Raw genomic sequence first — 13,744 nt, 5'->3', positions numbered from 1 at the left:
GAGAGCAAAAGCTGGCGGAACGGACAGTTGCCGGCGCGGGCCGCCGGAGGAAGCCCGCGCGCGGCGTCGTCAGAAGGGCTTGTCGCCGAGGATGGTGGCGCGATGCATGACCCGCCGCTGTGGCCGGTAATCGTCCACCGCGTAGTGCTGCGTCACGCGGTTGTCCCAGAACGCCACGTCGTTTTCCTGCCAGCGCCAGCGCACGGTGAATTCAGGTCGCGTGGCATGGGCGAAGAGGAACTTCAGCAGCGCATCGCTCTCGGCCGGCTCCAGTTCGTTGATGCGGGTGGTGAAGCCATCGCTGACGAACAGGCCCTTGCGCCCGGTGACCGGATGGGTGCGCACCACCGGATGCGAGCGCGGCGGATTCTTCAGGCGGGCCTCCTCCAGGCGCGCCAGGTCGGCCTCCGTGACGCCGAAGCGCTCGCGGGGGAAGGACTTGCCGATGTCGTGGGTCGCCGTGAGGCCGTCCAGCAGACGCCGCAGCGGCGCCGACAGCGCCTCGTAGGCCGCCGTGCTGCTCGCCCAGAGGGTGTCGCCGCCGTACGGCGGCAATTGCTTGGCGGCGAGCACGGCTCCCAGCGCCGGGGTCTCGAGGAAGGTCACGTCGGTGTGCCAGATGGCATTGTCGCGCACGTCGGTGACCGCGGTGTCGAGGACGATGACCTCCGGCTGCTCCGGCACGCTGGGGTAGATCGGATGGATGTGCAGGTCGCCGAAGCGGGCGGCGAAGCGCGCCTGGCTCCTGGGTTCCAGCGGCTGGTCGCGGAAGAACAGCACCTGGTGTTCGAGCAGGGCCTGCTCGATGGCCCGCTGGCCGGTGTCGTCCAGCGGCGCGCCGAGGTCGATGCCGGAAACGATGGCGCCCAGGGCCGGGCTGATGGGTTGGATGGTCAGGCTCATGTCGTGCTACTCGTCGGGCAGGTTGCGGGCGCGCCCTGCGCGCCCTCGCTCCGGCCTTCGCCGCGTGAGTGAAGGCCGGTTCGGAAATGACTCGGGACTCTCGCGCTCAACCCCAGGCGGCGAAGCGCCGCTGGACCCAGCGCAGCCCCAGTTCGAAGGCCAGGGCGATGGCGGCGATCAGCAGGATGCCGACCACCACCACGTCGGTGGCGAGGAATTGCGCGGCGGACTGGACCATGAAGCCGAGGCCTCGGTTGGCCGCGATCAGCTCGGCGGCGACCAGGGTCGACCAGCCGACGCCGAGGGCGATGCGCAGGCCGGTGAGGACCTCCGGCAAGGCACTCGGCAGGATCACGTAGCGCACCACCTGCCAGCGGCTGGCCCCCAGGCAGCGCACCGCCTGCACCCGCGATCGGTCTACGCGACGCACGCCGGCGGCGGTAGCGATCAGCAGCGGCGCGAACAGCGCCAGGTAGATCAGCAGCACCTTGCTCAGCTCGCCGATGCCGAACCAGATGACGATCAACGGCAGGTAGGCCAACGGCGGGATCGGCCGGTAGAACTCCACCAGCGGATCGAGGGCCGCTCCGGCCAAGGGATTGAGGCCCATCAGCACGCCCAGCGGGATCGCCGTCAGCACCGCCGCGCCGAGCGCCAGGAGCACCCGCAGCAGGCTGGTGCCGACGTGTTGCAGCAGGCTGGCATCGAGGTAGCCCTCCTGCCATAGCCGTTGCAGGGCTTCGAAGAGCTGTTCGGGCGCCGGCAGGAACAGCACGTCGACCCAGCCGAAACGGGTCGCCGCCCACCACAGCAGGGCCAGGGCCAGCACGCTGGCACCGGCGGCCCAGCGCCGACGGTCGCCGGGCAGACGGCGCTTGCGCGGGACAGGATTGGCAACGGCGAGTCCGAGGGTATCAGTGGGCATGTTCGGCCTCCGCGACATCGAGGAATTCGTCCAGCAACGCCTGGCGCAAACGGCCGAACTCGGGATCAGCCTTGATCGAACGCACCGTTTCGCCGGCGGCGTAACGCCGCGCGAAGTCCACCGGCAGGCGCTTGACGATGCGCGCCGGCGGGCCGTCCATCACCACCAGGTCGGTAGCCAGGAACAGGGCTTCGTCGACGCTGTGGGTGATCAGGAAGAGGCCCTTGCCGGTCTGCTTCCACAGGTCCAGCAGGAGCACCTGCATGCGCTCGCGGGTCAGCGCGTCGAGCGCGCCGAACGGCTCGTCGAGCAGCAGGAAGTCCGGCTCGACCGCCAGCGCGCGTGCCAGCCCGAGGCGTTGCCGCTGGCCGCCGGAGAGCTGGGCGACGGACTGCTCGGCGTACTCCTGGAGGCCCACCAGTTGCAGGACCTGGCGCGCCCGCGCGGTGCGCTCGGCCTTGCCCAGGCCACGGATGCGCAGGCCCAGGGCGACGTTGTCGAGGGCGTTGAGCCAGGGCATCAGGGCGTCGTCCTGGAATACCACGCCGCGCTCGCCGCCAGGCCCTTCGAGTGTCCGGCCGTCGATCTGCACGCGTCCCTGGTCCGGCGTCTGGAAACCGGCGAGGATGTTCAGCAGTGTCGACTTGCCGCAGCCCGAAGGACCCAGCACCACCAGCGACTCGCCCTTGGCCAGGCCCAGGCTGAGATCGCGGAGGATGGCGCGGCGCTGGCCGCGCTGTTCGAATGAGAGGCTGATCGCCTCGGCCGTCAGACGGCTCATGTGTTCTGCCCTCCGTAGGGTAAGAAAGCCTCCGCTCCGACAGGCCGGAGCGGAGGCGCGGAATTCAGCGCTGGCCGACCTGGACCTGCTCCGCCTGGCGCACGAAGTCGGCGCTGACGTAGGGCGAGTAGTCGCCGAGGACGGCCGGCACGCGCTTCTGTTCCTTGAGGAATTCGGCAGTGCCGGCGATAGCCTTGGCGGTGCCGCCGCCGAGCAGGTCGGCGGACAGTTGCGCCTGGCTTTCCGGGAAGGTCGAGCCGGCCAGCAGTTCGGGGACGTCCCTGGGATCGGCGCCGGTCAGCCGGGCGATCTTCTTCACCGGCTCGGAGTCGGCGGTCCATTCGGCCTTGTGCGCGTTGTAGTCGGCGAAGGAATCGAGGCTGACGCGGGCGAAGCGGGCGACGATTTCAGGATGCTTCTCGGCGAAGTCCTTGCGCGCCACCCACACCTCGAAGGTCGGCGCACCCCACTGGCCGACTTCGGCGGCGTCGGTGAGGACCTTGCCACTTTTCTTGATCTCGCCCAGCGCCGGCGACCAGACGAAGGCCCCGTCGATGTCGCCGCGACGCCAGGCGGCGGCGATCTCGGCCGGGTTGAGGTTGACGATCTTCACCTTGGACGGATCGATCTGCCAGTGCTTGAGGGCGCCGAGCAGGCTGTAGTGGGAGGTTGAAACGAACGGGGTAGCGATGGTCTTGCCGACCAGGTCCTCGGGTTTCCCGATCCCGCTTCCATTGCGCACCACCAGCGCCTCGGCGGCGTTGATCTGCGCGGAAACGATGAAGGCGACGATCGGCAGCTTGCGCGAGGTCGCCGCTGCCAGCGGGCTGGACCCGATGTTGCCGAGTTGCAGGTCGCCGGAGGCGAGCGCGGCGATCACTTCCGGACCGCTGTTGAAGCGGCGCCAGTCGATCTTCTCGCCGATGGCTTTCTCGTACAGGCCATCGGCCTGGAGCACCTTGGTCGGGTCGATGCCGGTCTGGTAGCCGACCGTGATGTCGGCGGCCTGGGCGGCGACGGAAAGGCTGGCAAAGGCCAGGGCTGCCACCAGGCGGTGCAGGGAATTCGGGCGTTTCATCGGGCGAACCTCGGAGGCAACGGTGCCGCGCTCCGGAGGAGAACGGACCAGGGACGGGCAATGGGTGGCGACAGCGAGTCCGGTGGTCCGGTGCGATGCAGATTACAGATATAAAAAAAGCGATATAAATAATATTTTGGAATTAGTTTATGAGCGCGAACGCGCACCCGGATGCCCTTCCGCCCTTGCTCCATGCCCCCCGTCCCTACAGGGCCGCGCCCAGCAGACGGGCTTCCAGGGCCTGTCGGCGCAGGCAGGCGAGCAGCCCGGCGCGGGCCACCGCCTCCGCCTCGCTCGCCAGCAGCGACGCCGCCGCGCTTTCGCGGAATGTCAGCGCGCCGCCGCGGGCGAATGCCGCCTGGAAGGACTCCGCCGCCAGTTCGACAAGACGCAGCGCGAGGGCGAGGAGACGCGGCGCCTCTCCCTGCCCCGCCACCTCGCCCGGCACCCGCGCAGCCTGGCCCAGGTCGAGGTTGGCCTGGGCCAATCGGGTCAAGCCTTCGCGCAGTTGCCCGCACGGGGTCGGCGGCAGGCCGGGCGGCACCAGGATGTCCTCGGGATGCAGCCGCAGCCGCTGGTAATGCAGCCGCTGCCCGGCGGGCAAGAACAGCCCCGAGCCATCGGCGAGGCCGGAGATGTCGATGCCTGCCCGCCCCGTTTCGGCGACAGCGATCAGGTGAGCGCGGGAGGGCGCGTGCCAGGCTGAGATCAGCAAGCGATCCACGTCTTCCACGGCGAAGCAATCGCTACCCCGCCCACCCACCAGGAAACCGCCCCGCCAGTGCTCCTGCGCTTCGGGCTGGGCGCGCCGCAGATCGACCGCCTCGCTCCACAGCCAGCGACGCTCGACGCTGGCCGGCAACAGGCGGCGCTGCTGTTCAGGACTACCCAGCAGGCGAATGGAAGCGATCTGCAGATGATGCAGGGCCAGGCGCCGTGCCAGCTCGAGTTCCTGCTCGGCCAGGTGGCGGACGCCAGCGAAGATTTCCCCCCAGTCCCGCTCCATGCCGGCGAACACGCGCGGCACTGCCAGCGCCAGCAGTCCACTGTCGCGCAGGCTTGCCGCCCAACCGGCCATGGGTCGCGGTGTCCTGGGGTCTGGCGAGTGGAGCCGGGCTTCGCTCATGCGGCACCTCGAACGGGGAGCGAGGGCCAGGCGTTGGCGCGAGGTAAGCAGGCTCCGGTGATGGAAAGGGACGGGATGTCCTGCTTATAACCCTAATGGATGAAACCCTAACCTATAAATAACCAATAATCCTTAACTAAGAACCGGAGGCATGCGCCCCTGGCAGAACCATGAGGATGCGTCGGGCAACCGACGCCGGCATCATTCCGGACAGCCGCGAAAACCTCTGTAACGGCTCTGTCATGCGCGTCGTGCGAGGAAACAAATAAGCGGAGAAAAGGGAACCTTATTCGCGCCAAGCTGTTTAAAATCACGCCCGTTTCTGTGCGAGGCCCCTCGCGCAGTCTTTTACCAAGGAGCTACACCACCATGGCACTGACCAAAGACCAACTGATCCAGGACATCGCCGAAGCCATCGACGCGCAGAAGACCACCGTTCGCAGCGCGCTCGACCAGCTCGCCGAGATCGTCAAGGACGCCCTGGAGAACGATGGCGAAATCACCCTGCCGGGTATCGGCAAGCTGAAGGTCTCCGAGCGTCCCGCGCGCACCGGCCGCAACCCGCAGACCGGCAAGGCGATCGAGATCGCTGCCAAGCGTGTAGCCAAGTTCGTTCCGGCCAAGGCGCTGACCGACGCGATCAACGGCTGATAACGGCCGCCGCATCCCGCACGGATGCGCAGGAAAAAAGCGCAGGAGCCTGGCCTCCTGCGCTTTTTTCGTTTTCGGGGGAGCCGCTGGCGCTGCCGCCCTCGAGGTTTTCCGCCGGATATTCCTACGGCGTTTGCAGTTGCTCGAGCAACGCATGGCAATCGGCAGCGTGCCAGTCGGCCAGCTCCGGCCAGGGGTTTTCCGGCAGGTTGACCAGCACCGTGCGACTACCCGCGGCGCGTCCGCAGTCGAGGTCGAAACGGTAGTCGCCGACCATCACCAGCTCCGCCGGCGTCACGTTCCAGCGTCGGGCGATGCGCAGCAAGCCATCAGGGTCCGGCTTGGGCCGCGCCTCGCCGCGCCCGAGGATGTGCTCGGTGGGGAAGCAGCCGCCCAGGCCGATCGCTTCGAGGGTGATCAGCGCCAACTGGTGGTCGTTGCGGGTCAGGATGCCCAGGCGCACGCCGCGCCGCTGCAACTCGCGCACCAGTTCCAGTGCGCCCGGCGCCGGCCGCGCGGCCTCGGCCAGGGCGCGCTCGTGTTCGAGCAGCCAGGCGTGCTTGGCCGCCGCCTCGGCCTCGGGCAGGGCGGCGAGGTGCAGCAGGATGTCGTCCTGCTCGGGGATGTCCAGCGCTCGGCGGATCGCCGGGAAGTCGTGCACGGCCCGGGTCAGGGTGCCGTCCATGTCGAACACCCAGTGGCGGATGTCGGCCAGCCTCACGCCCAGTCCTCACGCTTGCGGATCAGGCCTTCCTGGCTCGACGAGGCGACCAGCTGGCCGCTCTGGTTGAAGATGCTGCCGCGCACGAAACCGCGTGCGTTGCCGGCCCAGGGGCTGTCGATGGCGTAGAGCAGCCACTCGTCCGCGCGCAGGTCGCGGTGGAACCACAGGGCGTGGTCGAGGCTGGCGACCTGCATGGTCTTCTGCCACACCGAAACGGCATGGGGCTGCATCGAGGTGGTAAGGAAACCGAAATCCGAGGCGTAGGCCAGCAGGTACTTGTGCAGCGCCGGGACGTCCGGCAGCTTGCCGTCGGCACGGAACCAGAGGTACTTCACCGGTTCGTCGGGCTGCGGGTCGTAGGGGTCGTGCTGGGTGACCGGACGAATCTCGATGGGCTTCGGATACAGCAGCTTGTCGCGGATGCGCTCGGGAATCCGCTCGGCGCGCTGGCGGGTCAGCTCCAGTTCCGAAGGCAGATTATCCGGGCCAACCACCTCGGGCATCTCGATCTGGTGGTGGAAACCTTCCTCGTCGTACTGGAAGGAGCTGCTCAGGGTGAAGATCGGCTGGCCTTTCTGGATCGCGGTGACCCGGCGGGTGCTGAAGCTGCCGCCGTCGCGCACCCGGTCCACCTGGTACACCACCGGCATGCTGGCGTCGCCGGGACGCAGGAAGTAGCCGTGCATGGAGTGTACGTGGCGATCGTCCTCCACCGTCTGGCTGGCCGCCGACAGCGCCTGCCCCAGGACCTGGCCGCCATAGAGCTGGCGGAAGCCGAGATCCTGGCTCATGCCCCGGAACAGGTTCTCCTCGATGGGTTCCAGGCTCAGCAAAGCCACCAGGTTGTCCAGTATCTGGGTCATGGGGTGTTTCCTCGAATTCGGGCTGTCGACGGGCTAGTCGCGGCGCATGGCCGGGTACGCGGGCATGTTGCAAAGACGAGTGTCCCACACCGCGCGGCCGAGGGTGAAATGGTAGAGACTGGCCATGGACTCATCCGTTAGTCCAAGCAGCTCATGCACCAGGGGGTCGTAGTAGCAGCCGATACCCGTCCCAGACAGCCCGGCGGCCTCCGCCTCGAGGTAGAGCAACTGGCCGACCTGCCCGCATTCCCAGTACAGCCGCGGATAGCACCAGGGACCTTCTTCGAGCGCCGCGCCGAGATGGGCGAGCATGGCGAGCGCGACGCAGCCGTCGCCGGCGATGTCCTGCTGGCAGGAGAGATACGCCGACAGCGCGCGTGCATCGCCTTCCTGCAACAGGTACAGCGGCAACTCCGGATCGACGTGCTGCCAGAGGAAGTCCTCGCGCATCGGCGGCCGCCGCAGGCCGCTGCGGTCCAGCCAGTACAACCCCGGCACCAGGCCCCGGACGCGATGGACGAACAGCAGCAGATCGACCCGCGCGGCCTCGCCGGTGACCGCGAAAGGCACCGGCGAGCGCTCCGGCAGCAGCCTGCGCAGCCAGGCCCGCAGCAGTTCGACATCGATGCCGGCGCGCCCGTCCATGCGCTGCGCGCTACGCCGCCGATGCAGCAGCGGTCGCAGCGGCAGGCCGGGGTTGTCGTTGCCGGGCTCGCCCGGTGCGACCCTCCACGGGCGTGCCGGCAGGCGCGGCGCCCGGCATAGCCCATGTATCCGCTGCAACTCCGGCCAGTCCCGGTACTCCCGCGACAGCCGGTTCGGTGCGCCGGCCAATGGCAGGGCCGCCAGCCCTTCGCACAGGCGCGGCGAAAGGGAAGGCTCCTGCGTGAGCGCCGGCCCGATCCAGAACAGTGCGTCGACGCTCTCGCACTCGGCGAAGCCGTCCCGGTCAAGGCCGAACAGGCCGTCCAGTGCGCTTTCGGCGACGCCGCGCAGCAGGCGCATCTCCCAGCCCTGGATCGCCGCGGCGATCGAGAGGCAGGCCAGCGCGTGGCCGAGGTCATGCTGGCAGTAGCGATAGGCTCGCTCACCGTATTTCCAGGCCTCGCGCCAGGGCACGCTGGTCAATGCCAGGAGGCAGCCGCCGGCCGGCAAGCAGTCATCCAGCAGCGAAGCCAGCGGCGCCGGCAGTTCGCCGCGCACCTCCAGGGCATGTTTGTCGGGACGGTAGTGGGCGAGCAGTGGCGCCGGCTCCAGGGTACCGCCGGGAAGCAGCAGGTAGGCTTCGGTGGGATGCAGGTTGCCGCTCGACGGATTGACCCGTAGCGCCCAGCGAGTGCCGCCGGCCTCCTTCCAGGCCGACAGCGCCAATCCGTCGTAGAGCATCTGCGAGAGGCTGCGGCGATCGAGCCGGGAGGGCGCGGCCGCCGGCCCGGAAAACACCCCGTCGTAGGGTGGCGACTCCTCCAGCGGCCGATGCAGCAGTTCGACTTGCCGGCAGCCCCGGTACTGGCGGAACGGCGCCGGCTGGGTCGCCCAGTCCAGTCCGCCGGGACCGGGAGCGTAGCGCTCCGGGCGATGCATGCTGAGGCGATGGTAGGAGAGCACCTCGCCGCCGCCGTCGCCCATGTTCACCGCTCCGCCCAGCGGGCCGCGTCGACGCGATAGAGGATATGCCGGCGCATCGGGTGATCCGCTGCCAGGAGTGGGTGGTCGAAATCCTCGGCCGGATCGCGACGCATGCCCAGGCGCTCCATCAAGCCCCAGGAGCGGCGGTTGGGCGGCGTGGTGAAGGCCACCACCTCGGGCAGGCGCAGCCGCTCGAAGGCGAAGTCCAAGGCGGTTTCCGCCGCTTCGCGGGCGAATCCACGGCCCCAGTAGGCGGGCGCCAGGCGCCAGCCGATCTCCACGGTCGGGGCGAAGTGCACGTCCATGGTCACGTCGAACAGGCCGGTGAATCCGATGAACGCCGCCTCGCCCGGTAGCTCCAGGGCCCAGGGCCCGTAGCCACGCTCGGCAAAATGCGCCTGGACGCGATCGACCAAGGCGTCGCTCTGCGCGCGGTCGAGCACACTGGGGAAGAACTCCATTACCTGCGGATCGGCGCACATCTCGGCGAACGCCTCGCGGTCGCTGTCGCGCCAGGCGCGCAGCAGCAGGCGCGGGCCATGCAGTTCGGAAATGGCGGGAGGGGGAAGGTTCGCGTTCATGGGAGGCCTTTTCGGAAACGGCCGACTCATCTGCGAAGCCAGTCCTCGCGCGTCAACCGGTACAGCACATGATGCCGCAAGCGGTGGCCGGGGGGCAGGTCGGGATGCTCGAAGTCGTCGGTGGGATCGCGATGCATCCCCAGGCGCTCCATCAGTCCCAGGGAGTTCTCGTTGGCCGGTACGGTGAAAGCCACCACCTGGTCCAGGCCAAGGGTATCGAAGGCGTAGCTCAGCGCCGCCTCGGCCGCCTCGTGGGCGAAGCCCTCCGCCCAATGCTCGGCGGCGAGACGCCAGCCGATGGCCACCGCGGGTACGAAGGGCGCATCGAAGTCCACGACCTCCAGCCCCACGTAGCCGATGAAAGGATCGCCGCCCTTGACCTGCAGCGCCCACCAGCCAAAACCGTGCTCGGCGAAGTGCGCGTCGATGCGGCGCAGCAACGCGTCGCTCTGGGCGCGATCCAGGCAGGACGGAAAGAACTCCATCACCCGCGGGTCGGCATTCAGCTCGGCGAACCTGGCTCGGTCCTGCACCAGCCAGGGCCGCAGGATCAGACGGTGGGTATACAGCCGTGGCGAGCGCAGATGCTCGATGCTCAGGCTGGTCAGGTCGGCCATCGCTTGGTTCCTTTCGTTCAACGCACTCCAGAAGGACTATCTGACCGCAGGAATCGGCTGGGGTGCCCGCGAGGGCGGTATTCCGATCTTTGGTCAGGCTTCGCGGAAAAGGCTACCCAACCGGAGTGTAGTCTTTTCCGCGCCTGGACATGCCCGATCCTCGGGCAAAGCGATGACGATTGGTTTACCGCCCGGGCAACGGGCGCGGGCCACGTCAATCCGTGCACTCTTCCACCAGGCTTTCGTCCAGGGCGAGGATCGCCAGTTTCACCCCAACGGCGCACTCTTCCACCCAGGCGAACGAGGCGTTCGGGCTGAGGCAGGCATCCTCGAGGCGCCGGCAGCTTTCCACCAGTTGCTCGCCACGCACCACCCTCGCCGCGCCCTTGATCCGATGCGCCAGCTCGGCCAGTTCGCCGGTCTCCTGGCGTTGCACCAGTCCCTCGAGGGTCTCCAGGTCCTTGCGGTTGCTGGTCAGCAGTTCATCGAGCAGCCGCCTGAGCATCGTCGGCTCGCCGCCGGTCAGCGCATGCAGGGAATCCAGGTCGTAGAGACGGGGGTCCGACGGTATCGCGACGGGTTCGGCGTCGATGGTGACGGGCAGGTCGTCGTCGGCGAAGCCCAGGGCCAGAAGACGCTCCTCGAGAACATCGAGACCGATGGGCTTGATCAGGCATTCGTTCATTCCAGCCTGGATGCAACGCTCGATCTCCTCCGGCTGGGCGTCCGCGGTGAGGCCGATGATGACCACCGGTTCCTCGCCATTCTCGCGCTCCTCCTGGCGGATCGAGCGGGCGAGGTCGGAGCCGCTCATCAGCGGCATGTGGCAGTCGGTGATGACCATGTCGAACGGTTGCCCATGCCAGAGGTTGAGAGCGCTCAGGCCGTTCTCCGCTTCCTCCACGTCATGACCGAGGAAGCTCAGCTGTTGATGGAGGATCTGCCGGTTGACCGCATGATCGTCCACCACCAGCACCTGCAACCGCCGCGCCTGGCGACTGCCGAGCGGGATCGCCCGCACGTTCTCGACGATCGGTTCCAGCACCTGCAGGCGCAGCTCGACGTCGATCCGCGTACCCTGCCCCAGCTCGCTGCTCATCACCAGGCGCCCTCCCATCATTTCGCACAGCGAGCGCGAGATCACCAGGCCGAGCCCGGTGCCCTCGGTGTTCTGCAGGTTGCGGTTGACCTGGGCGAAAGGCCGGAACAACTGCTGCTGGTCGCCCAGGGAAATACCGATGCCGGTGTCTTCCACACAGAGATTGACCTGCAACAGCGACGGCTCCACCTGGCGGCCATCGATGCGGATGCGGATCGAGCCTTCGTCGGTGAACTTGATCGCGTTGCTGACCAGGTTGGAGAGGATCTGCTTGAAGCGCATGGCATCCAGCAGTACGTCGCCGTTGATGCTCGAATCGATCTCCAGCACCAGGCTCAGGCGCTTTTGCCGGGCCAGGCCTTCGAATACCCGTGCCACCGATTCCACCAGCTCGCGCAGGTTGGCCCGTTTCGGCGACAGGCTGAGGCGACCTGACTCGATGCGGGCGATGTCGAGAATATCGCCGATCAGCTCCAGCAGGCTCTTCGCCGAGGCATAGGCGATCTCGATGCTGGAACGGTCCACCCGACCGGTCTCGGCACGCTTGAGCGCCAGTTCGAGGATACCGATCACCGCGTTCATCGGCGTGCGGATCTCGTGGCTCATGGTCGCCAGGAAGGTGGTCTTGGCCCGGCTCGCTTCGTCGGCCAGATTCTTTGCCTCTTCCAGCTCATCGATCAACTGGCGGTGCTCGGTGATGTCCAGCCAGCCACAGATGACACCGCGGATGGTCCCGCTGGAATCGCGGAACGGCTGGATCCAGTGGTCGATCCAGCGCTCCCGACCGCCCAGCGCCACCGGGTAGACCGCCTCGATGGTCCTGCCCTCGCGCATGGCCATCAGGTAGCTGCGATGGAACTCCGGAGCGGTCTCGAAGTTTTCCATGGGCAGTTCGAGCACGGTGCGGTTCATCACCTCCTCGGAACTCAAGCCGACGCTCTGCAGGTAGCTGCGGTTGCAGGACAGCATCCGTCCGTTGACATCGCGCACATACAGCGGCGGAGGCATGCAGTCGGTCAGGGCCTCGACGAACCGCAACTGGTCGCTGAGCGCCTGTTCGACCCGCGCGCGCACCCTGATCTGCCGGCGCTGATAAGTGACCCAGCCCAGGCAGAGCAGCAGCAAGGCCGCTGCGATCGCCAGGATCTCGGTGATCACCAGGATGTAGTCGACCCAGGTCTGGCCGCTCATTCCCGGCGGCGAGCGCCAGCGATTGACGATATCGCTCAGGTCGTCCGGCGAGATGCTCAGCAAGGCCTTGTCGAGAATCGACTGGAGTTCGGCGTCGCCTCGGCGAACGGCGAAGTGGGCGGTGGCCGCACCGATGGGAACCAGGTCGGCGATCGCCAGCCTCTCGCGGAACAACCGGACGATGTAGTAGCGAGCGGTGACCAGCGGCACCACCGCCGCGTCGGCCCGTCCTTCGTAGACCAGGTTCATGGCATCCAGCGCGACGCCGACCTCCACCATCGAGGCCTGCGGATAGCGCTCGCGCACCTGTTGCATGCCCACATGGCCGGCGGGAATCGCTATGCGCTTGCCGTCGAGGCTCCCGGGGCTCTCCGCGCGTCCCTTGTCGTCCGCCCGGGTGACGAGGACGTACGAGGTGGACAGGAACGAGCGGGTGAAACGCAGCATTTCCTCGCGCTTGCTGCTGCGGCTCATGATCGCCAGGTCCGCCTCCTTCCTGGCCAATACGCCGATCTGCTCGGGGAAGCCGCCACTGCGAGGCGTGACCTGGAAATGCAGGCCGGTGCGGCGGGAAATCATGTCCAGCAGGTCGGAGGCGATGCCCGAGAAGGTCTCGTCGGAATTGAAGAAGGCCAGCGGCGCCAGGTCGTCGTTGATGACCAACCGCACCACCGGGTGGCGAGCGATCCAGCGACTCTCCTGCGGCGTCAGCGCGATACGCTGGCCCGTTGGCAGGGAACCGCTGCCGACCCAGCGCCTGGCGATGCTTTCGAGACGGTCCTGGTTGATCGCGCCGATGGCCGAGTTGACGACGCGCAACAGGTTCGTGTCGCCGCGACGAAGGAGGAAGCCGTAGCCCCCTTCCAGGCGGGCATCGGCAAACCGCTCGAACCTCACGTAGCCGTAATAGGACCGATTGATCCGGTGGTAGGCGCTGAGCACATCGTCGAGATACAGGTCGGTATGTCCGAAAGCCACCGCGGCAACGGCCTCGTCATGGCTGCCGAAGACCACGAAACGCGCCCGCGGGAAACGCTGGCGCAATTCCCCGACATGCTCCCGGGCCACCGCCACGCTGAGTCCGGCGAGATCCTCCGGCGAGTTGCGCTTTTCCCCCATCCGCTTGAACACCGCCAATCGATCACGGGCATAGGGTTGGCTGAGCACCAGGGAGGAATCACCCGCCGAGCTGTAATGGCTGCCAAGCAGGTCGATCTTTCCGGCAGCGAGCGCCGCCACGGCATCCGCATGGGTATCGAAGCTCACGACCTTGATGCGCATGCCGAGCAACTGCCCGACCAGCGTGGCGACGTCCGCCGTTATGCCTTCGTAGTTCTCGTCGTCGAGCCGGACGTTGAAGGGCGAGGTCTCGTCCAGCGCCGCGCCGAGCCTCAGGTGACCCTTGTGACGCAGCCAGGCCCAGTCGTCCTCGGCGATCGCCATGTCCTCGTGCTCGATGCGCAACTGGCTGAACAGCGTCAGGGACGGATGCGCTTCGACGGCGAACAGGCGTCCGCCCGACAGCAGCAGGCAGAAGAACAGCAGGAATAGTTTTGATCGCATGAAAGGTCTGTGC

At 67.5% G+C, this 13,744-nt stretch carries 12 protein-coding genes; 1 reads left to right on the top strand and 11 read right to left on the bottom strand.

From position 1 onward, the window contains the following. Positions 1–69: 69 nt before the first annotated feature. From tauD to LJF27_RS03940, 5 genes are all read right to left on the bottom strand, one after another. On the bottom strand, positions 70–903 hold the full coding sequence (gene tauD, locus LJF27_RS03960; protein ID WP_023117160.1) for a taurine dioxygenase: 834 nt from the start codon (positions 901–903) through the stop codon (positions 70–72). Between the two features lie 106 nt (positions 904–1,009). Beyond that, positions 1,010–1,828 (bottom strand): ABC transporter permease subunit, encoded by an 819-nt coding sequence (locus tag LJF27_RS03955; RefSeq protein ID WP_003114312.1) that lies wholly within the window; start codon positions 1,826–1,828, stop codon positions 1,010–1,012. Then, the gene (locus tag LJF27_RS03950) at positions 1,818–2,609 is read right to left on the bottom strand and encodes a taurine ABC transporter ATP-binding protein (protein ID WP_003093072.1); all 792 of its coding nucleotides are present in this window, start codon (positions 2,607–2,609) and stop codon (positions 1,818–1,820) included. The genes LJF27_RS03955 and LJF27_RS03950 overlap by 11 nt, the downstream gene beginning before the upstream one ends. A gap of 64 nt (positions 2,610–2,673) precedes the next feature. Next, positions 2,674–3,687 (bottom strand): taurine ABC transporter substrate-binding protein, encoded by a 1,014-nt coding sequence (tauA, locus tag LJF27_RS03945; RefSeq protein ID WP_023117161.1) that lies wholly within the window; start codon positions 3,685–3,687, stop codon positions 2,674–2,676. Between the two features lie 205 nt (positions 3,688–3,892). Continuing rightward, complete coding sequence (locus LJF27_RS03940; RefSeq protein ID WP_003132609.1) at positions 3,893–4,813, bottom strand: acyl-CoA dehydrogenase family protein; 921 nt, start codon at positions 4,811–4,813, stop codon at positions 3,893–3,895. A 324-nt stretch (positions 4,814–5,137) separates the two neighbouring features. Here LJF27_RS03940 and LJF27_RS03935 point away from each other — a divergent pair, with 324 nt between their 5' ends. Then, positions 5,138–5,464: an HU family DNA-binding protein gene (locus LJF27_RS03935; protein ID WP_223198316.1), complete on the top strand. Its 327-nt coding sequence runs from the start codon at positions 5,138–5,140 to the stop codon at positions 5,462–5,464. Between the two features lie 124 nt (positions 5,465–5,588). Here LJF27_RS03935 and LJF27_RS03930 read toward each other — a convergent pair whose 3' ends face one another. From LJF27_RS03930 to LJF27_RS03905, 6 genes are all read right to left on the bottom strand, one after another. After that, positions 5,589–6,185 (bottom strand): HAD family hydrolase, encoded by a 597-nt coding sequence (locus LJF27_RS03930; protein WP_003107576.1) that lies wholly within the window; start codon positions 6,183–6,185, stop codon positions 5,589–5,591. After that, positions 6,182–7,051: an acyl-CoA thioesterase II gene (gene tesB, locus LJF27_RS03925; protein ID WP_003093084.1), complete on the bottom strand. Its 870-nt coding sequence runs from the start codon at positions 7,049–7,051 to the stop codon at positions 6,182–6,184. Before tesB ends, LJF27_RS03930 begins: the two co-directional genes overlap by 4 nt. A 33-nt stretch (positions 7,052–7,084) precedes the next feature. Continuing rightward, positions 7,085–8,680 carry a SagB/ThcOx family dehydrogenase gene (locus LJF27_RS03920; RefSeq protein WP_017148441.1) on the bottom strand — a complete coding sequence of 532 codons (1,596 nt, stop codon included), beginning with the start codon at positions 8,678–8,680 and terminating at the stop codon, positions 7,085–7,087. Positions 8,681–8,682: 2 nt separating this feature from the next. Next, the gene (locus LJF27_RS03915; RefSeq protein WP_023117163.1) at positions 8,683–9,261 is read right to left on the bottom strand and encodes a GNAT family N-acetyltransferase; all 579 of its coding nucleotides are present in this window, start codon (positions 9,259–9,261) and stop codon (positions 8,683–8,685) included. 26 nt (positions 9,262–9,287) lie between these two features. After that, positions 9,288–9,878 (bottom strand): GNAT family N-acetyltransferase, encoded by a 591-nt coding sequence (locus LJF27_RS03910; protein ID WP_003110394.1) that lies wholly within the window; start codon positions 9,876–9,878, stop codon positions 9,288–9,290. A 214-nt stretch (positions 9,879–10,092) separates the two neighbouring features. Further along, positions 10,093–13,731 (bottom strand): transporter substrate-binding domain-containing protein, encoded by a 3,639-nt coding sequence (locus LJF27_RS03905; protein WP_023117164.1) that lies wholly within the window; start codon positions 13,729–13,731, stop codon positions 10,093–10,095. Positions 13,732–13,744 lie beyond the last annotated feature (13 nt).

The sequence above is a fragment of the Pseudomonas sp. 203-8 genome (assembly GCF_020708595.1).
Taxonomy (GTDB): Bacteria; Pseudomonadota; Gammaproteobacteria; order Pseudomonadales; family Pseudomonadaceae; genus Pseudomonas; species Pseudomonas aeruginosa.
Note: the sequence above shows the minus strand (reverse complement) of the source record. Positions and strands in the feature narration are given on the sequence as shown.

Coding starts and splice junctions, on each gene's coding strand:
- tauD (WP_023117160.1), bottom strand. CDS start 903: ATGAGCCTGACCATCCAACCCATCAGCCCGGCCCTGGGCGCCATCGTT.
- LJF27_RS03955 (WP_003114312.1), bottom strand. CDS start 1,828: ATGCCCACTGATACCCTCGGACTCGCCGTTGCCAATCCTGTCCCGCGC.
- LJF27_RS03950 (WP_003093072.1), bottom strand. CDS start 2,609: ATGAGCCGTCTGACGGCCGAGGCGATCAGCCTCTCATTCGAACAGCGC.
- tauA (WP_023117161.1), bottom strand. CDS start 3,687: ATGAAACGCCCGAATTCCCTGCACCGCCTGGTGGCAGCCCTGGCCTTT.
- LJF27_RS03940 (WP_003132609.1), bottom strand. CDS start 4,813: ATGAGCGAAGCCCGGCTCCACTCGCCAGACCCCAGGACACCGCGACCC.
- tesB (WP_003093084.1), bottom strand. CDS start 7,051: ATGACCCAGATACTGGACAACCTGGTGGCTTTGCTGAGCCTGGAACCC.
- LJF27_RS03920 (WP_017148441.1), bottom strand. CDS start 8,680: ATGGGCGACGGCGGCGGCGAGGTGCTCTCCTACCATCGCCTCAGCATG.
- LJF27_RS03915 (WP_023117163.1), bottom strand. CDS start 9,261: ATGAACGCGAACCTTCCCCCTCCCGCCATTTCCGAACTGCATGGCCCG.
- LJF27_RS03910 (WP_003110394.1), bottom strand. CDS start 9,878: ATGGCCGACCTGACCAGCCTGAGCATCGAGCATCTGCGCTCGCCACGG.
- LJF27_RS03905 (WP_023117164.1), bottom strand. CDS start 13,731: ATGCGATCAAAACTATTCCTGCTGTTCTTCTGCCTGCTGCTGTCGGGC.